This is a genomic window from Haematobacter massiliensis (assembly GCF_000740795.1).
GTDB classification, from domain to species: Bacteria; Pseudomonadota; Alphaproteobacteria; order Rhodobacterales; family Rhodobacteraceae; genus Haematobacter; species Haematobacter massiliensis.
The window spans coordinates 95,756-117,241 of record NZ_JGYG01000005.1; the positions used below are offsets into that span (position 1 = coordinate 95,756).

General features: G+C 63.6%; 19 protein-coding genes. 5 read left to right on the forward strand and 14 right to left on the reverse strand.

The window, feature by feature from the left end; genetic code table 11:
• Positions 1-154: 154 nt before the first annotated feature.
• The 13 genes from CN97_RS09465 to CN97_RS09525 all read right to left on the reverse strand — a co-directional run bounded on the left by CN97_RS09465 (position 155) and on the right by CN97_RS09525 (position 13,349).
• Entirely contained in the window at positions 155-1,177 is a 1,023-nt protein-coding gene (locus CN97_RS09465) for a PLP-dependent cysteine synthase family protein (RefSeq protein ID WP_211253666.1), read from the reverse strand.
• Positions 1,174-2,169, reverse strand: a complete 996-nt coding sequence (locus CN97_RS09470; RefSeq protein WP_035710345.1) for an LLM class flavin-dependent oxidoreductase — start codon at positions 2,167-2,169, stop codon at positions 1,174-1,176. Before CN97_RS09470 ends, CN97_RS09465 begins: the two co-directional genes overlap by 4 nt.
• Positions 2,170-2,182: 13 nt before the next feature.
• Entirely contained in the window at positions 2,183-3,139 is a 957-nt protein-coding gene (locus CN97_RS09475; protein WP_035710346.1) for an ABC transporter substrate-binding protein, read from the reverse strand.
• A 33-nt stretch (positions 3,140-3,172) separates the two neighbouring features.
• The gene (locus tag CN97_RS09480) at positions 3,173-4,108 is read right to left on the reverse strand and encodes an ABC transporter substrate-binding protein (RefSeq protein WP_035710350.1); all 936 of its coding nucleotides are present in this window, start codon (positions 4,106-4,108) and stop codon (positions 3,173-3,175) included.
• A gap of 186 nt (positions 4,109-4,294) precedes the next feature.
• Positions 4,295-6,070, reverse strand: coding sequence for an amino acid ABC transporter permease/ATP-binding protein (locus CN97_RS21530; RefSeq protein WP_084684072.1), 1,776 nt, complete (start codon positions 6,068-6,070; stop codon positions 4,295-4,297).
• A gap of 121 nt (positions 6,071-6,191) precedes the next feature.
• Positions 6,192-6,818, reverse strand: coding sequence for a GNAT family N-acetyltransferase (locus CN97_RS09490; protein ID WP_035710362.1), 627 nt, complete (start codon positions 6,816-6,818; stop codon positions 6,192-6,194).
• Positions 6,815-8,008, reverse strand: coding sequence for a M20 aminoacylase family protein (locus CN97_RS09495; RefSeq protein ID WP_051911111.1), 1,194 nt, complete (start codon positions 8,006-8,008; stop codon positions 6,815-6,817). The genes CN97_RS09490 and CN97_RS09495 overlap by 4 nt, the downstream gene beginning before the upstream one ends.
• A gap of 9 nt (positions 8,009-8,017) precedes the next feature.
• Positions 8,018-9,352 (reverse strand): LLM class flavin-dependent oxidoreductase, encoded by a 1,335-nt coding sequence (locus tag CN97_RS09500; protein ID WP_035710368.1) that lies wholly within the window; start codon positions 9,350-9,352, stop codon positions 8,018-8,020.
• Positions 9,353-9,366: 14 nt separating this feature from the next.
• Positions 9,367-10,338, reverse strand: coding sequence for an MsnO8 family LLM class oxidoreductase (locus tag CN97_RS09505; protein WP_035710375.1), 972 nt, complete (start codon positions 10,336-10,338; stop codon positions 9,367-9,369).
• 645 nt (positions 10,339-10,983) lie between these two features.
• A complete protein-coding gene (locus CN97_RS20625) occupies positions 10,984-11,148 on the reverse strand; it encodes a cupredoxin domain-containing protein (protein WP_156969582.1) in 165 nt (54 codons plus the stop codon).
• Between the two features lie 198 nt (positions 11,149-11,346).
• Complete coding sequence (locus CN97_RS09515) at positions 11,347-11,574, reverse strand: response regulator (RefSeq protein ID WP_165496714.1); 228 nt, start codon at positions 11,572-11,574, stop codon at positions 11,347-11,349.
• A 290-nt stretch (positions 11,575-11,864) separates the two neighbouring features.
• Positions 11,865-12,914, reverse strand: a complete 1,050-nt coding sequence (locus CN97_RS09520) for an extracellular catalytic domain type 1 short-chain-length polyhydroxyalkanoate depolymerase (protein WP_035710390.1) — start codon at positions 12,912-12,914, stop codon at positions 11,865-11,867.
• A 24-nt stretch (positions 12,915-12,938) separates the two neighbouring features.
• Entirely contained in the window at positions 12,939-13,349 is a 411-nt protein-coding gene (locus tag CN97_RS09525; protein WP_035710395.1) for a CopG family transcriptional regulator, read from the reverse strand.
• A 193-nt stretch (positions 13,350-13,542) separates the two neighbouring features.
• Here CN97_RS09525 and CN97_RS21320 point away from each other — a divergent pair, with 193 nt between their 5' ends.
• Together CN97_RS21320 and CN97_RS09530 are read left to right on the forward strand one after the other, a co-directional pair.
• Positions 13,543-13,671, forward strand: a complete 129-nt coding sequence (locus CN97_RS21320) for a hypothetical protein (protein ID WP_254915473.1) — start codon at positions 13,543-13,545, stop codon at positions 13,669-13,671.
• Between the two features lie 1,264 nt (positions 13,672-14,935).
• Entirely contained in the window at positions 14,936-17,101 is a 2,166-nt protein-coding gene (locus CN97_RS09530) for an esterase-like activity of phytase family protein (RefSeq protein ID WP_035710401.1), read from the forward strand.
• A gap of 609 nt (positions 17,102-17,710) precedes the next feature.
• On the opposite strand, the gene CN97_RS09535 is transcribed toward CN97_RS09530, so the two are convergent.
• Entirely contained in the window at positions 17,711-18,385 is a 675-nt protein-coding gene (locus tag CN97_RS09535) for a GntR family transcriptional regulator (protein ID WP_051911112.1), read from the reverse strand.
• A 268-nt stretch (positions 18,386-18,653) separates the two neighbouring features.
• Between CN97_RS09535 and CN97_RS09540 the strand changes: the two genes are divergently transcribed.
• The 3 genes from CN97_RS09540 to CN97_RS09550 are packed head-to-tail and all read left to right on the forward strand — an operon-like array spanning position 18,654 to position 21,485.
• Positions 18,654-19,883 (forward strand): NRAMP family divalent metal transporter, encoded by a 1,230-nt coding sequence (locus CN97_RS09540; RefSeq protein WP_035710411.1) that lies wholly within the window; start codon positions 18,654-18,656, stop codon positions 19,881-19,883.
• Positions 19,884-19,935: 52 nt separating this feature from the next.
• A complete protein-coding gene (locus CN97_RS09545) occupies positions 19,936-20,703 on the forward strand; it encodes a LamB/YcsF family protein (protein WP_035710418.1) in 768 nt (255 codons plus the stop codon).
• Positions 20,700-21,485: a putative hydro-lyase gene (locus tag CN97_RS09550; protein WP_035710424.1), complete on the forward strand. Its 786-nt coding sequence runs from the start codon at positions 20,700-20,702 to the stop codon at positions 21,483-21,485. Before CN97_RS09545 ends, CN97_RS09550 begins: the two co-directional genes overlap by 4 nt.
• The last annotated feature ends 1 nt before the right edge of the window (position 21,486 follow it).

The following is a 21,486-nucleotide window of genomic DNA, read 5'->3' on the forward strand; positions in this document are numbered from 1 at the left end:
GTGCGCTCCATCGCTTCTGCCCTTCCGCTCTTTTTCCTCCGTTCCAACCTTACCGAGCTCCGCCTTTCGCTGACAGCGCGGGCCGACCTATATTGCGGTTGACGGCTCGCGCTTGTCGTATTCAATTGTATGAATAAATTAGCAGCGCCCCTACCTATCCCGTGACCGGCGGGGCAAGGTAGCGCTCGCCGCTATCTGCGAGGATCGTGACGATCAGCCGCCCGGTCATTTCCGGCCGTGCGGCGAGCCGCGCCGCGGCGGCGATGGCCGCGCCGCCGGAGAGGCCGACGAACAGCCCTTCTGTCCGGCATAGCGATGTTGCAGCCGCGCGTGCCTCGGGCGTGCCTACTTCCAGCCATTCATCGGCAAGACCCGGATCGTAGACGCCTGGCAGGGCCTCCGGTGGAATGTCGGAAATACGATGCACACCCTCGATCTGATCGGGATAGGGATCGACTTCCGACGGCAGGGAAGAGAGCGCAGGCTCCACAACGGCTATATGGAGCGTGGGATTACGTTCTCTGAGATAACGGCCTACGCCCGAAACGGTACCGCCCGTCCCCACCGTCGCGACCAGCGCATCAATCCGTCCCCCGGTGTCACGCCAGATCTCCGGCCCGGTGGTTTCATAGTGGATGCGAGGATTGGCCTGATTGCCGATTTGATCGGCGAAGAATCCGTCCGGGTTCAGCGCCCTTATCTCCGCCAGCAGGATGTCTCTCGCGTTGGGTTCGAGAAAGCGCCGGTTCGGGATCTGCACCACCTCGGCGCCATAACTGCGCAAGAGGTCTATCTTGCCGGGATTGATGCAGTCCCGGGTATAGAAGCGGGTCCGGTAGCCTCGTGCGGCGCCGATTGCCGCAAGACCTATGCCGGTATTGCCGCTCGTCAGATCGAAGATCAGCGCTCCAGGACGAAGCTTCCCGGACCGCTCGCCTTCCCGGATGATGGCCCAGGCGGTGCGGTCCTTTATGCTTCCGGCCGGATTGAGATATTCCACCTTCGCGACGATGCGCGCGCCCAACCCGTGGAAGCGGCGAAAGCGATGAAGCTCCAGCAACGGCGTGTTACCAATGAGAGCCGTGATATCTTCATGGATCACCGCCGCCGGTTGCGTATAAGGCTGGGCGGACAGCGATGGGTTCTGCCGGACAAGCGGACCGGTCTCAAGCATCATATGGCCTCCTTCTGCTTCATCTGATCTACGCCGCTCCGTTCCGGCAGCAGCTTCGCCATGTCGGTCAGGATTTGCTCGTAATCCTCCACCGCGAATTCGTAGGGGAGTTCCAGGCGCAGTTCGCGGGACACCGCCGCTACAGGGTCGCGAGAAAGGGCCGCCGCGATCTCCTCCACCGTGCCGACGATATCGGGGAGAAACAGCGTCCGCCGGGCGCCCTGCGGTGCCCGCGTCCGGGCCTGGCGACTGCGGGCAAAATCCGCATAGCGGCGTCGCGCCGCGAAATCGGCGCTGTCCGTTGGCAGGATCACGCGACCAAGGCCAATACGCGTGCCTCCCGCGCGGCGGTACGTGTCGATGAGCCGCCGTTGCGCCGTCAGGAAGTCATCGGTGTCTTCTCCGGAAACGATGTTGCCGGTCAGCAGATGAAACCCGGCACCGCCGGCCCAGGCGGCGGAGCGCTGCGAACCGCCGCCATACCAGAGCCGCTGCGCCAGCCCGCGGGCCACGGGTTGCAGTCGGGGCGGCTGTGCACCGGCGGCATTGCCTGCAACCTCCTCCGGGCTGAGCAACGGGCTGGCGATCAGCCGGGCCAGTTCCTCCGCCCGGGCATGGCCGTAGTCTGCCTCCGCCGGATAGCCGCCGATCAGCGCGGCAAAGGGCGGGGGTCCGACGGAAACCCCCACGTTCAGCCGCCCGCGGGAGAGCACATCCACGGTCGCAAGATCCTCCGCCAACCGGAACGGGTGCTCATAGCCCAGCTGGATCACGGCTGTGCCAAGTCCGATGCTCCGGGTCCGCTGGCTGGCGGCAGCAAGGAACGTCGCCGCCGAGGAGATGCCGCGCTCAAGATGCCGTTGACGCACCCATCCGCTGTCATATCCCAGCCGCTCGCCCAGCTCGAAGAGGCGGAGCGTCGCCTCCAGCCCCGCGAAGGGATCCTCTTCGGCATAGTTGCCGGGGACCAGAAAGGCGACGTGATCGAAGGCCATGCGCACCACCTCGTCAGTACTTGGGCAGGCCGGGCGGATTGGTGCGGCTTTCGGGGAGAGTCTCCTCCGTCAGCTGCCAGCGTTGCAGCACAGCCGCATAACTCCCGTCGAGAATTGCCCCGTTGATGGCCTCCGTCACCGCCTCTGCCAGACCCGACCCCTTCCGCGTCGTGACCGCCACGTCGGACCGCTCCGGCCAGCCCGCTGAAAGCGTGCCAACCCTGCGGATATCCCCGTCCCGCGCGGCGATATAGACAAGCTGTGCATTCGGCTGGACGATCACATCCGCCCGGCCCGAGCGCAGCGCGATGAGCCGCGTGGCCTCATCGTCGAAATACTGCAGCTCCGCGGGAGGAAGTCCGGCGGCCCGGTTCAGCTTGTCCCAGGCGAGCAGGATGCGCTCCTGATTGGTGCCGGCACCGACGATGATCCGCAGCCCGGCGATATCCTTCGGTTCCACGATGCTGTCGATCCCCCGGCCCTCAAGCGTGAAGAACCCGTGCAGCCCCTGCCGGTAGGTGGAGAAGTCGAACTTCTCCTTTCGCTCCTCCGTCACCCCGACGTTGGAGATCACGGCATCGTATTTGCGGGAGACAAGCCCCAGTGGCCAGTCCGCCCAGGCCACGACCACGGTCTTCAGCTCGAGCCCCAGCGCGTCGGCGATCAGGCGCGCGATGTCTGGATCGGCGCCAACTACCGTCTTTGCATCATTGGCATATGTGGAAAGCGGCGGCCCGCCCGAGGCCGTGTTGGCAATGGTGAAGAAGCCCGGATTGGCGAAGGCGAAATCCTGCGGCAGCTTGGCGATGGCCGCCGGGTTCCGGGCGGTATGGATCAGGTCTTTGCGATCCGGATCAAGATCGAAGACATCCGCCGCAGCCCATCCCGGCCCGCAGGCAGAGGTGAAGGCCACACCGATGGCAAAGCTGCTGAGAAATCGGATGAAACCACGGCGGGAGAACGGGATCATGGAAGTGTCCAATCGTCTGATGCGTTTTGGGGCTTACTTCTTCGGAAGACCCGGCGGGTTGACCCGGCTTTCCGCTATGGCCTCTGCCGAAAGGTTCCAGCGCGCCAGCGTTCGGGCATAGGCGCCGCTCGCGATCTGCGCGTTCAGAGCCGTGGAGATTGCTGGCGCGAGGCCGGAGCCCTTCTTCACTGCCACCGCGATCTCCGCCGTGACGGGCCAGCCACCGGACAGGGTGCCGACGGCGCGGGTCTTGCCTTCCTGCGCTGCCTGAAAGGCGGAGGTGGCATTGGGCCCGAGATAGGCATCAATGCGCCCGGACTGGAGCGCGAGGTCCAGCACCGGCTGATCGTCGAAATAGAGGACTTCGGTCGCAGGCAGACCCTTCGCCTGGTTCTCCTCTATCCAGCGCAGGAGGATCTGCTCCTGATTGGTGCCGGAGGAGACCGAAACCTTCAGCCCCGCAATGTCTGCCGCGCTGTCGATATGGGTGATGGGGCTGGCGGCGGCGACGTACCAGCCAAGAAGATCAGAGCGGTAGGTGGCGAAGTCGAACTTCTCCTTCCGCTCCTCCGTCACGGTGACGTTGTGGATCACCGCATCGTATTTTCCAGATACAAGACCAAGAGGCCAATCAGCCCAGGCGACGGGGATGAGCTCCAATTCCAGACCGAGGCTGTCGGCCACCAGTTGCGCAATGTCGGGCTCACCACCGACAGGGGTGCGCGTGTCCGTGGCATAGGCCGCGAAGGGCAGCCTGTTCGGCACAGACGCCACGGTGAGTTTGCCCGGCGACACGAAATGGAAGCCGGCAGGAAGCGCCGTGATGGCCTCCTCTACCCGGTCCACGCGGATGCGGTCCGGTTGCTCGGGGCTGAGATCGACCGCAGGCGCGGCGGCATGGGCCGGAAGCAGCGGAGACAGCAGTGTCGCAGCGATCAGGGCCGCACTTTTCAGAAAGGAGGAAGACATGGGAAAACCTCTTTGGAAAAACAGGAGATCATGGCCTTTTGCTCACCCAGCGGGCACCGGCATTCTCGGCGATAGCGTTGCTATCCGTGCGCATTTCGGCTGGCCCGTCCTCGCACCCGGAAGGGCGGTGCGAAGACGGGCGACAGCACAGGCGCGGCGGGAGGGGCCGCGACCGTGACGCGGGGTTCAGAGCACGCGGCCCAGAAACTCCGCCGTGCGGGGATGCTCAGGTCGGCTGAAGAACCGTTCGGGAGGAGCGGATTCCACCACCCTGCCCCGGTCCATGAACACGACGGTGTCCGCCACCTCACGCGCGAAGCCCATCTCATGCGTGACGATGATGAGCGTAACGCCAGAACGGGCGAGTTCGCGGATCACTGCAAGCACCTCCCCCACCAGTTCGGGATCAAGGGCGGAGGTCGGCTCATCGAAGAGCAGAACCTTCGGTTTCAGGGCTAGCGTCCGAGCGATGGCGACCCGCTGCTGCTGGCCACCGGAGAGCTGCCGGGGATAGGCACCGGCCTTGTCGGCTAGCCCCACGCGGGCAAGCAGATCCCGCGCCAATCGCTCCGCCGCCGCATGGGACAGGCCGCGCACGGCGATCGGAGCAGTGACGATATTCTCCAGCACCGTCAGATGCGGGAACAGATTGAAGTTCTGGAACACCATGCCGACATCGGCGCGGCGTCTCAGAATATCCCGCTCCCGCAGTTCATGAAGCGCATCCCCGTCGCGCCGATAGCCGATCAATTCGCCGTCGATGGAGATGAAACCTTCGTCCACCCGCTCAAGATGGTTGATCGAGCGCAGCAGCGTCGATTTGCCGGAACCGGACTGGCCCAGGATCGCGGTGACCGAACCGGCCGGGAAGGTCAGCGACACATCGCTGAGCACCTTGTTCGCTCCATAGCTCTTGGAGACGTGCTCGACATTCACCGTGCCGCCGGTCGGGAGCGCCTCTGCCCAGCCGGATGACGAAGCGGAAGGCGGAGCAGCTGCTCTCTGCGGAGAGTCTGCCCGTCTCGCAGACAGGATCCCGCCACGTTCCAGAACTGAGCGGAAAAGGTTTGGTGGAGGAGTGCGCAGCGCGCCGCGCGCGAAATGACGCTCCACGAAATACTGCACCAGCGACAACACCGAGAGGATCACGAGATACCACACCGTCGCAACCATCAGCAGCGGGATCACCTCCAGATTGCGCCGATAGATGATCTGCACGGTATAGAAAAGTTCCGGGATCGCCAGGACATAGACCATGGAAGTCCCCTTGGCCAAGCCGATCACTTCGTTGAAGGCCGTTGGGAGGAAGGCCCGCATGGCCTGCGGCAGAACGATGCGCCGCGACTGAAGGCCCTTGGGCAGACCGAGCGCCGCCGCCGCCTCATGCTGACCCTGATCCACGGAGAGGATCCCTCCCCGGATGGCTTCGGCCGAAAACGCGCCGAGGTTCAGGGTGAGACCGATCACCGCCGCCCAGAACGGCGTCAGGAACTGCGTGGTCGGATAGCTCCAGAAGGTGATCGACGTGTAAGGGATGCCGAGCGACAGCGTCTCATAAAGATAGCCAAGGTTGTTGAGCAGCAGCAGAAGGACGATCAGCGGAATGGACCGGAACAGCCAGATGAACCCCCAGGCGACAGCGACCATCAATGGCGAGGATGATACCCGTGCCAGCGCCAGCACCGTGCCGAGAGCAAACCCGAAGATCGAGCCAAGCAGCGTGAGCCAGAGCGTCCGCCCCAGACCCACCAGCACGGGTTCCGAGAAGAACCATTCCGCAAAGACCGGCCAGCCCCAGCGCGGGTTGCCCAGCACCGAATTCAGCACCGCGGCCAGCACCACAGCACCCGCCAATGTGGCGAACAGACGCCCGTAGTTGCGGGCGGGAACGATGCGCAGCCCATCAAAACGCCCCGGCTGCCGCGAAGATGCGGCAGTGGCGGGAAAATCGGTGGCGGTCATGTGATGTCCTTTCCTGCCGCCTTTGGATCACGCAGAAGCGGGGGCACAACCTGGGGATGGCGCAAGACGAAGGCCGCGGCCCAGCGATCGCGATGACGCATCAGTGGACGGGCCGCGCGTTTCATTCCGCGGCCTCGCGGAAAGCGTGTTCGGCGGCTATCTTCGCGGCGTGGGCAGCCTTCGCCAGACGAGTGCGTTCGGTCGCTTCCTCCGGCGTGGCGGCCGGCTCCTTGAGCGGCGTCGTGCCCGGTTGACCGGCCTTGGCCCCGATATGCTTCTCAAAGGGCAGCGTCCGGTAAAGAGCGCGGTCGACAGCAGGGTCGAAAAGCCGCCGATAGCCGAGCGAGACGTAAAGCGCCTCCGCCTCCGGCTGCCGGAATCCCGTGGTGAGATAGAGCCGCGTATAGCCAAGTGCCGCTGCGCTTTCCTCCAGCGCCAGAACGATCTGCCGCGCCAGCCCCTGCTTGCGCAGATCGGGCCGGGTCCAGATCCGCTTCAGCTCTGCCGTCTCGGCATCATGGCGCATGAACGCCCCTCCGCCGATTGTCTCATCCTCCCGCCGGATAAGCAGGAAATCCCCGGTAGGCGGCGCGAAAGCCTCAGGCGGGTAGCGATAGACCTCCGCGCGTGCGCCGGCCGGGTCGAAGGTGGTGCCGTAGCGGATGTCGTACTCGCGGATCAGATCCTCGATCAGCGGCTGGGCTTCCGGCGCATGCGGCGAGGAACGGAGGATGACGGCGGATGTCATTGGATGTCTCCCGAAAGAAATGCCTCGGCGAGGGCGGCCCAAAGGGTGGCCCCCGGGAGCAGGATGGCGTCGTTGAAGCGGTATTCGGGGGAATGGAGGGGCGCGCCCTCACCATTTCCGAGAAAGAGGAAAGCGCCGGGCACTTCCTGAAGATACCACGCGAAATCCTCGCTCGCCGTGCGCGGCGCGAGGGTGGGCAGCACGGCCCCTTCACCCAGAGCGGCCAGCGCCGCCTCCCGGGCGATACGCAGTTCGGCGGCATGGTTGACCACCGCCGGAAAGCCCGGACGGTAGTCGATATAGGCGGTGGCCCCCAAAGCCTGCACTACCCCGGTCAACAGGGCAGGAACACGGGCGGCCAGCACTTCCCTCGTACGGGCGGAGAAGGAGCGGAGCGTCAGCTTCATCTCCACGCTGTCGGGAATGACGTTGGAGGCCGCGCCGCCGTGTATCGCACCGACCGTCACGACCGCCGCTTCCAGCGGATCGACATTACGGGCGACGACGGACTGGAGCGCGGTGATGGCATGGGCGGCGGCCACGACAGGATCCACGGCCTCATGCGGAGCAGCACCGTGGCCGCCCTTGCCGCGTACGCGGAAATCCACCTGATCTATGCCAGCCATCGCCGGCCCTTCGATGAAGCCGAAACGGCCCTCCTCGACCCCCGGCCAATTGTGGAGACCGAAGATCGCGTCGACCGAAAAGCGGTCGAACAGCCCTTCGCCGATCAGCCGCCGGGCGCCCTGACCTATCTCCTCGGCAGGCTGGAAGATCAGATGCAATGTGCCGCGAAAGCGCCGCGTTTCCGCCAGATATCGTGCCGCAGCCAGCAGGATTGCCGTGTGACCGTCATGGCCGCAGGCGTGCATCACTCCCGGCACGGCGGAGGCGAAAGTTAGGCCTGTCGCCTCATGGATCGGCAGCGCGTCGATATCTGCGCGGATCGCCAGGCGCCGCCCCGCACCATTGCGCAGCGTACCGATCACCCCGGTCCCCGCGAGGGGCGTGACCTCATAGCCCCAGCCTTCCAGCAGTGCGGCGATCCGCGCCGAGGTCCGGCGCTCCTGAAAGGCCAGCTCGGGGTGATGATGCAGTTCCTGCCGAAGCGCGACGAACTCAGCGATGCTTTCGGCAATTCTCTCCCGGACGCCGCCCTGGGGCGCCGCGATCCGTCCAGCAATGGTCATGACGTTCTCCTATACGGCTGCGGCCTGCGGGAGCGGCCCCGCCCGATAGCGGCTTTCCCGGAACGGCAGGCCGAGATGGTCCCGCAAGGTCTCCCCCGGAAGGTCGCGGTCGAACCGGCCCCGCGCCTCAAGCTCCGGGATCACGAGGTCGATGAAATCCTGCAACCCCTCCGCGATGACGGAAAAGCCGAGGATGAAACCGTCGCAGGCACCCGCATCGATCCAGCGGATGATTTCCCGCGCCACATCCGGACCGGTTCCGATGAAATTCGGACGCGGCGTTGCGGCGGCAAGGGCCGCTTCACGCAGCGTCTGACCCTTTTCGCGCGCCACACGTTTGATGCGGTCCGTCGTGGAGCGGAAGGAATTCCGGCCCAGCTCTCCCAGATCGGGGAAGGGTGCGTCAGGGTCATACTGGCTGAAATCGTGGTGATCGAAGTAGCGGCCCAGATAGGCGAGCGCTTCCTCCACCGTGATGAGATCGCGGATGGCACGGTATTTCGACTCCGCCTCCGCAGATGTCGTCCCGACAATCGGGGCGATGCCGGGAAACACTTTCACGGCGGAGCGAGCGCGTCCATGGGCCTGGGCGGCATCCTTGACGCGATTTGTGAAGGCGCGGGTTTCGTCAAGATCGGGGGAATGGGTGAAGACGGCATCGGCATACTTGCCCGCCAACCCGATCCCGGCATCCGACGAGCCTGCCTGAAAGATCACCGGCTGGCCCTGCTTCGACCGGGGCGCGTTGAGCGGCCCCGCCACCTGGAAGTAGCGCCCCTTGTGGTTCAGCGTATGCAGCTTTTCGGGGTCGAAGAACCGGCCCGTCTCCCGATCACGCAGTATCGCATCCTCGTCCCAGCTGTCCCAGAGACCCTGCGTGACCTCCAGGTATTCATCGGCGATCTCGTAGCGCAGCGCATGTTCGGGATGGGCGCGGGAATAATTCAGTGCGGAGCCTTCCAGAGGCGTCGTCACCACGTTCCAGCCGGCGCGCCCCCCGGACAACAGGTCCAGAGAGGCCAACTGCCGCGCCACGGTGAACGGGTCCGAATAGGAAGTGGACACCGTCCCGGCGAGACCGATCTTCTTCGTTTCCCGCGCGAGCGCCGAAAGCAGCGTCAACGGCTCGAAACGATTGAGAAAGTGCGGGATCGACTTTTCGTTGATATACAGCCCGTCCGCCACGAAGGCGAAGGCGATGCCCGCCGCCTCCGCCTTGCGCGCCGTCTGGGCGAGAAAGTCGAAGTTCACGCTGGCGTCCGCCGGACCGGAGGGGTGTTTCCAGGCGTTCATATGTCCGCCCGCGCCCTGAAGCATGATCCCGAGGGTGATGTCTGCGGCCATGTGCCTGCTCCTGTTCACGCGGCCCGACGCTGACGCGCCCGGGCAATGAGTTGGATGGAGCGGAGCCGTCGTGCGGCATCCGCTACCGGAATATCGAGGATGAATTCCCGGACGCCATGAGCGCGTCGCAGGGAGGCCAGTTCCTCGTGAATATCCTCTCCCGTGCCTGCGACGATGCGCGGGCGACGTTCGCTGATGCTATAGTTCTGCACCCCTGACTCGACCGCATAGTCCTCTGCCGCGGCACGGGAGCCGAGGTTCACCGCCTGCCCGCCGGGCAGTTGCAGGCGATAGACATGCGGGTCCGCGACCGCCTCCTCAGCCTCGCCGCGCGAAGGGGCGGCAAAGGCAGTCACCGCGAGCATCGAAGCACCCTGCCCCCCTGCGTGAATCGCGATAGTCCTGCTCAGGCTGTCCGTATCGCCGTCGTGATGCCCGGCATGGACATAGCCCCAGCCAAGCTCCGCTGCCCTCCGCGCACTGTCGGGGCTCGCACCCAGCAGAAACAGCTCCAAACCCTGCCGGGGTGCGGGCCGGAGTTCAGCGCCGAGCGCGCGGCCCTTGAGCCAGCCATCCAGCTCCACCAGCTTGGTATTGAAGTCCCGTGGTGTGACGCGCTCCGATTGCAGCGCCCGGGTGCTCTGCGGAAGGCCGCCCGGTGCCTTGCCGATCCCGATATCCACCCGCCCCGGCCCGAGATGGCTCAGCACCGAGGCGATCTCGGCCACCTTGTAGGGGCTGTAGTGCTGCAGAAGAATTCCCCCGGTGCCTATCCGAAGCGCCCGGGTCCGCGCCAGAAGATGGGCGACAACAAGCTCCGGTGCGGCACTGGCGAGCGCGTCAAACCCGTGATGCTCGGCCAGCCAGTAACGATGGTAACCCAGCTGGTCGGCAGCCTCTGCCAGCGCGATGGTCGCGGCCAGGGCATCCGTATCGGTCGCCGTGGCGACAGGGCTCTTGTCCAGTAGGCTCAGCAGATATGTCATCGTGGATCACGGTCAGGAAGCGTTAAGTGACAATAGTCTACAGAGTTACTGTAGTAAATCGGAGGAGGCTTCTGAACTTTGAGCCGAAAAGGGGTGAAACTTCCCCGAATGGCCAAGGATCAAACAGAAACATTCCCTTCAGCGTGATCTGGGGGATGGAAGATAGAAATTTAATTGTTTGTTTTCATTATATTATATTTCAGACCTTCCCGCCTGCGGCTGCCCCCCGCAGGCCTGATCCCCGCAAGAGTCCCACCCCCGCTTCGCCAGACGATCGGCAGCCGGGGCTGACGTTAACCGATGCTGGCCTGAGCCATCCGCCTCGATCGCAGCGGTCATTCATCGTGTGCAAGAAAGCAGCCGCTTCACGAATGCTGGTCTCCATTGCGCTTTCGGCGTCTCTGCCGATGATCCAAGCCGGGCCAAGGCGCAAAGTGCATGGCAAGAAGCCATACCGTATCGCCAGGCTGGAAGCCGGAAGCGGCGCTCTCCTGCGCGATGCATCGCTTATCCGGCCGTCCGGAATCCGGGACTGCCCCTGCGCTCTGCTTGAAGATCGACGCAGAATCGGGACTGCCAACGACAGCACGTATTCTTCGTTCACCTTGCTGCAGAAGGTGGCGGCGCTCTCTGGGATCATCCCCCTCATCGCCTCAACGTTGTGGCTTTGCCGGCGGAGACGAAGCGGATCGCGTCGCCGGGTTCGGCGCGGACGAAGGCAGGCTCGAAGACCATGGCGCCGGTCCCCCTTTTCGGCGGCATGCGGTGCGGTACGGCCAGCAGGCAGATCAGGGTCGGCATCAGGCGCATGGGGCTCCTCCGTTTCGATGTCCCGGTTGCGGCGCGGGGGGCCGGGCGCGCAACTGGACCTTGATGCCGAGCTTGGGGAACCGCAGACCCATTTCGGCGCAGGACGGGCCGACCTCCGCCCATCGCCAAGCCCTTCCATCACCCGACTGACGCACGACGGCTTGCAGTGCGGCGGGGTCGATGTGCTTTTAGTTGATCTCAAGCCCCTGCCCCTGCCGCAGCCCGTGTCTGCACGAATCGGTCGGCGGTGATGATCCGTGTGGGGCGAGCGCCGAAACGGGCATGCAGCCGGCCTGCCGCCTCTCCCCCCGTCATGCCGTCGCCAAGCTGCTGGTCGATGAGATAGAGGATAAGGACGATCTCCTCCATCAGTTCCACCGCCGCCTCGCCGCTCGCCACCTCCCGCACATTGACGCCGCGGCGCATCAGGAGCAGCGCGATGGCGCGGCGCAGACCGTCATCATCTTGGGGATCCTGCCCTGAGAGTCGGCATCCATCTAAGCGAGCCAGCGTTTTCGATGAGAGCATCGTTGACGCGTTGGCAAACCTCGCAGGTCCGCCAAGTGGCAGAGCAAGAGATGGAAACCACCTCCTGTGGGCCGACAGGATGGTCCGGAGTTGTCCTCCGATTGCCACGGTCGTTGACGGGTTCCTTGACGATCTGTCAGAGGGCTTGGCGCTGCCAAACCCTCTCCTTGTCCGGCTGACGCCGCGGCTTAACCTTTCCTCAGGTTGAGAAAGAAACGCACCATCTCGGCGCTTGCATCGGGTCCTTTGGGGTCGCTGTAGGAGCCGCCGGGCTTTCCGCCTGACCACGCATGGCCAAGACCTTCTATGGTCCACTGCTCCAGAAGCGCCGCTCCGTCGCTTGTCGTCGTGGTCTCCCGGACGAAGCCACGGCCATTTGTCTGTCCTGAAACCCTGTCCAGAAGCGTCTGCTTCGGCCCAGCGGTGATGACATCCGCCGCGATCCGATCTGCATTCGCGCGGTGGACAGTTTGATCCGCGCTACCTTGGAAGATAATCGTGGGTGTCGGGTGCGGGTCGCTTGTCCGCATGGTGTCGCCCGCCTTGCCAGCCATGGCTGCAAAGGCCGAGGGCACATCCTTTGCACTGCCGAACGGCAGTCCCGAATGCGCACCGACGGCGGCAAAGACATCGTGATATGTCTGACCGAGGATCACCGCCATCGCCGCCCCTGCCGACAATCCGGCGACGAAGGTCTGTGCCGGTGGGATGCCATGGTCTTTTGACATCTCGACGGCGAGACCGGCGAGGATCGCCGGTTCGCCCCTGCCGCGGCGTTGATCGCCGGGGCTGAACCAGTTCCAGCATGACTGCGCGTTGTCGCCCCGCGACTGCTGCGGATAAACGATGATGAGCCGATGCCGCTCGGCAATCGCGTTCATCCCGGTGCCTGCCGCAAAATCGGCGCTGTTCTGTGTGCAGCCATGGAGCATCATGATCATCCCCGCAGCACCATTCCCGGCGCTGGCGGGAACATATTTCAGGTAGTCGCGCCCCCCTGCATCGCAGACGAAATGCCCACTGTCGAAGCGCGCGCCCGGCACCAGCGGCTCTGTCGGAACGGGGCCCGGTTTTCCGGCCAGGCCGGACAGCGCGGACAGCGGGTTTGCTGGCGCGGGGCCGATGCCCCCTGCGGAAAGACCGTGCTGCGCGAGGGTGCGGCGCACAAGATCGCTGGGATTGCCGGAGCGTGCGTCGGCAATTGCCTGACGCAGCGCGCCGAGGTCGAGTGATTTCATGCTGCAATTCCTTGCTTCAGGAGACTAGTGGATACGATCGCCAAGTATCTTTCGGATGTCATCGCCGGCTTGCAACGCGCCAAGCACGGTAATCGAGGCGATGGTTGCGGAAGCGAGTTCGGGCGTGACGTCAGGCGCAATGCGTGCGAGGCCGACCACGGAGACATGCAGCCGCTCCCCCTTGTCTCGCAGCCCCTCAAGCTCCGCGCGGGTGATCGTGCGCAGGCCGAGGTCCATGGTGTTACGCTCGAGCGACCGGGTCAGCACCTCTTCATGGGTCGCGATCTGATTGCGGATCGCGGTGCGAATGAAGTCGCTGCGATTGGAATAGAACCCCTCCTGCACCAGAAGGTCGATACGCCCCAGATCGACGAAACCCAGGTTCAGAGTGATCTTCTCGCTATCTGGGGTCTTGAGAGGTGCGGGTGCTGCCATGACTGCTCTCACTGCTTTATGGATGGTATATGGATGGTATATGGATGGCTTCAAGAGGTGTAAGGGCGGTATATCGAGGGCCGATGATCGCAGATCTGTCATACGCCCGCGGTGAGAAGGGGGTATCTATCTTCGTGCAAAGGTCTAGGTTGGAAGAACCGTCGATTTAGGCGGCGTTCTAAGGAGCAGGCCAATGGCCAAGGGCATGGACAAGCGAAAACGCGATGAGAAGAAACCGAAGGCGGTCAAGCCGAAGGTGATTGCTGCCGCACCCAGCACCAAGGATAAGGTTGCAAAATCCATCGCTGAGAAAACCAAATGAAGCATCATACGAGCGCATTGCCAAGATGCCATGACGCTCGTTGAGCCCAACTGCAGGTTTGGGCGCCGCGTGACGAACCACTCGGCAGATGCGGCTGCGCGCTGCAGATGGTTGCGAACATGATTATGCCGTCTGCCTGAAAAGACCCCAGGTCCAAAGGCTTCTCGACGGCATATTCCCTGTACTTGCTCGGATATGCAGACTGGCTGTCGCCAGAAAAACTTACGCATCCGGATCTCATAAGCTGACGACGCCCAGGGCATGAACTACCCAATGCTGAGGCGTGGTGACGGTGGGAATCGTCTGCCCATTTCGTCTGTTCGCCATCGCCCGGCCGCAACCGAATTTCGGCCGAACCAGTAAAGCTAGTTCCATGGGCGACTTAGCGGCTGGACGCAGGTTGCAGCAAACTCCGGTTCATCACGGCAAGAACGATGCGATCACACGGCTCGTTGGATCATCGACAAGATCGCGCTCTCTGAAACAAGGCGACACGGGGAGATCATGGACATGGTCGACCCGAAAAATCGCACTGAGAGGCCACCCCAAGACCCGCGACGCGGCACGTACAACTCTCCATAAATCATGTGCTGGCAACAGTGGCCGCAGAGGATGAGGGAAAAGCCTGCGCGCAGGTGGCGTGCAGGCTTCCGGCGGACACCCAGTGTTCTTTCGTGAAGGTGTGGCGCAGTCAGGCGCCGACAGCCCGCCATGCGAACGGCGGTTGCGAGCGTCACGCTCGCGGTGGGAAGCAAAGGCGATCCTAGTATCGACGCCTCACCAACGTCCGCACCGGATATCGGAGGGCAATTCCCCTGCCTGTGAGGCCAGCCCGACCATCGCTTTTTTGGGGTTGCCGATCGCGTCCTCCCTCGCGGCAAGGCGCTATGCCATGCAGCCAACGAGGGGGCAGGTAACGTGCAAAATGCCGCGGCCTGAATTAATGCGCCGCCTTCCGCAACGTAACCTGTCCAGCCGCTCTTGCGCTGGACCCTAGCGCGCCCCAGATCACTGGCGTGAGCAGAAACCTGCTCCCAGTTTTTCCCAGGACTCATCCTCCTCCCCGAGTCCAGGAAAAGCGCGGCGACCCTCTCCTCCCTCCCTGGGGTCGCCGCCACCTTCCCTCCCAACACGATCTGCAGGACCGGGCCGTTGCCAAAGGACGGCACGGAAATCTCATCTGCGACATGGAATATTCATCTCACCGTTACAGAACGTCGACGAAACTCCGCCACTGCTCGCGCCGATCAACCACGGAGTTCTCATGTCCGCCCGTCTGCTCTCCGCCGCCTCGGTGCTGGCGCTCATTTCTGCCCCGGCGCTTGCCGACAGCTTCAACCGCATCTCGACCTTCCCGGTCATCGCCAACATGGCCGCCGGTGAGGATGTGTCGCGCGCCTCGTCGGCCGAGATTATCTCCGTCTCGGAGGATGGTAACAGGCTGATCTATACGGACAGCCCGCTCGGCGTGCTGGGCCTCATCGACATCACCGACCCGCGTGCGCCTAAACCGTTAGGCAATGTCGTGCTCGACGGAGAGCCTACGACCGCACATATCATCGGTGATCGCGCGTTTGTCGCAGTCAATACCTCCGCAAGCTACACGCAGCCCTCCGGGCGACTCGTGACGGTGGATATCGCCTCCGCGAGAGAGATCGCCTCCTGCGATATCGGGGGCCAGCCGGATTCCGTTGCAGTCGCCCCGGATGGCAGCTTTCTTGCCATCGCGGTGGAGAATGAGCGGGATGAGGATGCCGGAGACGGTGGCCTTCCCCAGATGCCGGCTGGATTCGTGGTCAAATTGCCGCTCAATGGCACCGAAGCGGATTGCGCGGGGTTGCAGCGGATCGAGCTGACCGGCCTTGCCGGGATCGGCGGCGAAGATCCGGAGCCGGAGTTCGTCGATATCAACGCGGCGGGCGAGATCGTCGTGACGCTTCAGGAAAACAACCATATCGTCGTGATCGGCCCAGATGGCAGGGTCGCGTCGCATTTCTCCGCGGGAGAGGTGGTGCTTGAGGGCGTCGACACGAAAACGGACGGACGTCTTTCCTTCACCGAAACGACTGCCCCCCTGCGCAGGGAGCCGGATGGGGTGAAATGGATCGACGCAGATCACTTCGCGATCGCAAACGAAGGCGATTGGAAAGGCGGGAGCCGTGGTTTCAGCATCTTCCGCAAGGACGGCACCCTGATCCATGATTCAGGTGCATCGCTGGAGCGGGCCATTGCGGAGATCGGCCACTATCCAGAGAAGCGATCGCGCGCCAAGGGGGTGGAAATCGAGAGCGTCGAATTCGCCCGCTACGGCAACACGCCCTATCTGTTCGTGGTATCGGAACGCGCCTCCATCGTCGCGGTGTATGAACTCAGCGATCTGGCACATCCCAAACTCGTGCAGTTGCTGCCCTCCGGCATCAGCCCGGAAGGCGCTGTCGCCATTCCCTCCCGCAATCTGCTGGCCACCGCGAACGAGGCGGACCTTGGCGAGGATGGGGCCGCCCGTGCGCATGTCATGCTCTATGAACTCTCCGATGCGCCGCCGGCGTACCCGATGCTCACTTCCGCCGGGACGGATGAACTGATTGGCTGGGGCGCTCTCGGTGCGCTCGCCGGGGTGGACGGGAAGCCCGGCCATCTGGTTGCGGCCTCCGACAGCGTCTATTCCGCCGCGCCCGCCCTTTATGAGATTGACGCGACCACCACGCCTGCGCGGATCGTCAACCGCATCGCTGTCACCCGCAATGGCGATCCGGCGCAGAAGCTGGACATCGAAGGGATCACCCCGGATGGCAAGGGCGGCTACTGGCTTGCCAACGAGGGCGATCCGGCGAAGCTCGTGCCGCATGCCATTCTGAACGTGAATGCAAAAGGGGAGATAAAGAAGGAAATCTCCCTCCCGCTGGAGCTTTTACCGCATCAGACGCGCTTCGGCGCGGAGGGCGTTGCGCGCATCGGCAATACGCTGTGGCTCGCCATGCAGCGGGAATGGGGCGATGACGCGAAGGGAGAGGTCAAGCTTCTCGCCTATGATCTCGAGAGCGGCGAATGGGGCGCAGTGCGCTATCCGCTGGAGAAGAAGGGGGAAGGCTGGGTCGGGCTGTCGGAGATCGCGGTCCAGGGCGAACATGCCTATGTCATCGAGCGCGACAACCTGATCGGCGACAAGGCGAAGCTGAAGAAGATCTTCAGCATCCCGCTGTCGGACCTCAAACCCGCAAGGATCGGGGGCGATCTGCCGCTCGTGACCAAGGAAGAGGTGCGCGACCTGATCCCCGAGCTGCGAAAGCTGACCAACGGCTATGTAGTGGACAAGGTGGAAGGCTTGGCCTTCGACGCGGCGGGCGATGCCTACGTCGTCACGGACAACGACGGTGTGGATGACAGTTCGGGTGAGACTCTGTTCTGGAAGATCGGCAAACTGCGCTGACCTGAGCAGGCCTGAACCACGGGGGCGGGTTCTCCCGCCTCCAGATACGTGAGCCACAACTGAGCCCGGTGGCTTTGACACATTCGTTCAGCGCTGGCCGTTGCTTCCATTGAGACGCGCCGGTCAACGAGCACTTCAATTCAGATCGCCAGGCAGTTCAGTGCGTTGCTAGCCCACCAGAGAACGGTTCAGCACGTTGCAGAAGGCGGGGTCGGTCATGTGTCTGGAATCCGTAACGACATACGGCATAAGGGAACGAGCGGTTTTACTTCGACCGCTTGCAGTGCTCAGGATTTTTATCTGAGACGACCAAAGGCACGCCCCTCGGAAATCGCAAAGGCGGTTCAGGCCGAGTGCCGAAAGGGGGGGTTCCTCCGAGAGACGCCACGATCCGGCGGCGGGTAACCCGATCAGCAAAAGTGTCGCACCACGGCTCCACGAGGATGACCCGGACACGATGGCCGATCCTCGCCGTGGCTCCAATCCCGAAGTATCCGCTCGATGTGGTGCAGATCGGCCATATGCGAACCAACGGGCCGAGACGGTCATCACCTAAACGCCGCTTGGCCTCATGGCGGGAAGCGCCGGTGGAACCTTACGGTCAGGGTTTTACAGTCGGGCGAAGGCTTCGAGCAAGGTGCGCTCCGATTTCAGCAGATAGGCATCCAGAGCCTCCGCCGCACGCTGGGCCTCCCCGGCTTCCACCAGCCTCACGATTTCCCGGTTCATGGTGATATAGGGCGCGTGGAGCATTTCGGGGCTGTCCAGCACACCGAATGCCAGCCGTAGTTCCGTCGCCACCTGCGCATAGAAGGCCATGAGCCTCGGACTGTCGGTCAGTGCGACGATGGCGGCGTGAAACTCCATATTGGCGCTCCCCACGGCGCGCCAGTCAGGGCGGAGCGCCATATCCTCCGCGGCCTCCACGGCAAGGCGCATCCGCTCGACCGCGCGGTGGCGGGACCAACTGTGGGCAATGGCAGGGACTTCGATCGCGCGCCGCACCCTGTATATGTCGAGGATCGTCGCCATGGTCGGCGTTTCGACAAAGACGCCCCGGTTCGGCTCATGGCGAAGCAAGCCCTCCCGCGTAAGCAGACGAAATCCTTCGCGCAGCGTGTTGCGCGAGACGTCGAATTCCGTGGTGAGCCGCGCTTCGGACAGCCGGCTGCCGGGCCCGATCTCACCACTGGTGATCATCGCCCGAAGACGCCCCGCTGTCTGTTCGACAAGGCTCTGCGGAGGGGCTGGCAGCCGCTCTGCGGCCGTGGATATCGACTGCATGATTGTATCCCCTCGTACTGTGATCATGTCGAAAGCGGCGCATCAAGGCAATAGCGCACGGCACCGGACACTCCGGTCACAACTTTCAGTCTGCTAATTTGTTCAGCAATAGTATGAAATTTGCATAGTTTATGAACAGATATGTATGTTAAAATACAGTATATCGTTCGACAATTTATTAAGTATGATAATACAAACTTGACCGATAAGTCAGACGAAAGCAGGAACGGCCAAAGGCGCGACGCGCGCAGCAGCAGGAGCATTTCCGATGGCAGACCCTCACCCCTCCGCCGCCAAAGCGACCGCCCGCGGCGGTTTCATGGCCGCGATCTTCCTGATGGCCACCTCTGCCATCGGACCGGGATTCATCACGCAAACGGCAACCTTCACGGCAAAGCTCGGGGCAGCCTTCGCCTTTGCCATCCTCGCGTCGATCATTATCGACTTCGTGGTCCAGCTGAATATCTGGCGGATCACTGCGCTCACCCGCAAGAACGCCTCCGATACAGCGAATGCGGCGATCCCGGGCGCGGGCTATCTGCTGGCCATTCTGGTCATCATCGGCGGGCTCGCCTTCAACATCGGCAATATCGCCGGGGCCGGATTGGGGATGAACGCGATGTTCGGGCTGGACCCGAAGATCGGTGGCGCAATCTCGGCGGCTCTGGCCATCGGCATCTTTCTTTCGAGACGCGCGGGATCGTTACTCGACAGGGCGCTGATCGGCCTCGGTCTGCTGATGATCGCAATGACGCTGGCCGTGGCCTTCGCATCCTCTCCCCCGGTAGGTGAGGCAGTGCGCCAGATGGTTCTGCCGAGCGTCATCGACTTTCCGACCATCACCACCATCGTTGGCGGCACAGTCGGCGGCTACATCACTTATTCGGGCGCGCACCGCCTGCTCGACAAGGGACTGGTGGGAGAGGAGAACCTTGCTGCGGTGACTCGCGCCTCGCTCACGGGCATCGCGGTGACAGGCGTCATGCGGTTCGTGCTGTTCATGGCCGTTCTGGGTGTCGTCGCTTCCGGCGTTACGCTGGATCTGTCGAGCATGGCGGCAAACCCGGCCGCACAGGCATTTGCTGCTGTGCTGGGAGACTGGGGGATGCGCATTTTCGGCGTGATCTTCTGGGCGGCGGCCATCACCTCCATCATCGGCGCGGCCTATACCTCCGTCAGCTTTTTCGTGGTGTTCCGGCCTATGGATGAACGTGCGCGCAACATCGTCACGGTGATTTTCATCGCGGTTTCGCTGGCGGTCTATCTCTCGCTGGGCGCAGCGCCCGCGGCCATTCTGATCTTCGTGGGCGGCTTCAACGGACTGATCCTGCCGATCGGCCTGACCATCTTCACCTATGTGGGCTTTGCGCGGCCCGATCTGATGGGCGGCCATGTTTACAACCGCATGCTTCTGATCCTGAGCGCGGTGGTCTGTGCGCTGACCTGGTACATGGGCTTCATGTCCATCGGCACCATCTTCTCCTTCCTGGGGGTGTAATCATAGGGCGCGCCTCCGCGGCGCGCCCCGGAACTGAGAACGGAGGACCGAGATGCGGAGCATCGACCTGAACAGCGACCTGGGCGAGGGTTATGGCGCCTGGACCATGGGGGATGACACGGCGATGCTCGACATCGTCAGTTCCGCCAATGTCGCCTGCGGATTTCACGCGGGCGATCCGGCAACGATCCTTGCGACGGTCCGCCGTGCGGCGGAGCGGGGCGTGGCGGTGGGCGCGCATGTCTCCTACCCGGACCGGGTAGGCTTCGGCCGTCGCAATATGGACGTGACATCGGAGGAACTGACAGCTGATGTAATCTATCAGATCGGTGCGCTTCAGGGCCTCTGCGCCGCAGCGGGCACGCGGGTCAGCTATGTCAAACCCCATGGCGCCCTCTATAACACCATCGCGTCGGACAGCCGACAGGCCGCGGCCGTGATCGCGGGGATACAGGTGGTGGATCCATCGCTCGTGCTAATGGGCCTCGCCGGGGCGCCGATCCTCGTACAAGCCAGAGAGGCGGGGCTGGCCACTATCGCGGAGGCATTTGCCGACCGCGCCTATACGCCCGAGGGCACGCTGGTCTCGCGGCGGCAGGCAGGTGCGGTTCTCGAGGATGCGGAAGCCATCGCCCGGCGGATGCTGAGGCTCGCGACGGACGGAGTGATTGACGCGGTGGACGGCTCGCCCCTGAGCCTGGAAGCGGAGAGCATATGTGTCCACGGCGCCAGCCCCGGTGCCGTCGCCATGGCCGCCCGCATCCGCGAGGTTCTGCTCGCGCATGGGGTCAAGGTGGCAGCCTTCGGAGGCGACGCATGACCCCCGATATCACCACCGCCCGCGCCGCGCGGCTTGCCTGCCGGAGCAACACACCGCTTCCCACAGCGGGGATGGCGCCGGGGTTCACCCAGTGCAACATGATCTCGCTGCCGAAGGACTGGGCTTGGGATTTCCTGCTTTATGCGCAACGGAACCCGAAGCCCTGCCCCGTGCTCGACGTAACCGATCCGGGCAGTTATCGGACGGCGCTCGCGCCGGATGCCGATCTGCGGACAGATATTCCGCTCTACCGAATCTGGCGGGATGGTGAGCTTGTCGAGGAGGTCGCCGATGCCACGCCGACCTGGGCGGAACACCCTGATCTGGTCACCTTCCTCATCGGCTGTTCGTTTACCTTCGAAACCCCCCTGCAGCAGGCCGGGATCGAGGTGCGCCATATCGCACAGGGGCGCAACGTGCCGATGTTCCTGACCGACCGGGACTGCCGACCGGCGGGCAGGCTGCATGGAAAGATGGTCGTCTCGATGCGTCCGATTCCCGCCGGCCGCGTGGCGGAAGCAGCGATGATCTCCGGGCGGACACCCGCTGTTCACGGCGCGCCCGTCCATATCGGAGCACCGGAGGCGATCGGCATCCCGGATCTTTCCCGCCCCGATTTCGGCGATGCCGTGGATATCCGCGAAGGTGAGATCCCGGTGTTCTGGGCCTGCGGCGTGACGCCACAGGCGGCGGTCATGGCTTCTCGCCCGCCTTTTGCCATCACCCACGCGCCGGGGCACATGTTCATCACCGACGTTCCCGACACGCATTGGCAGGCCTGAG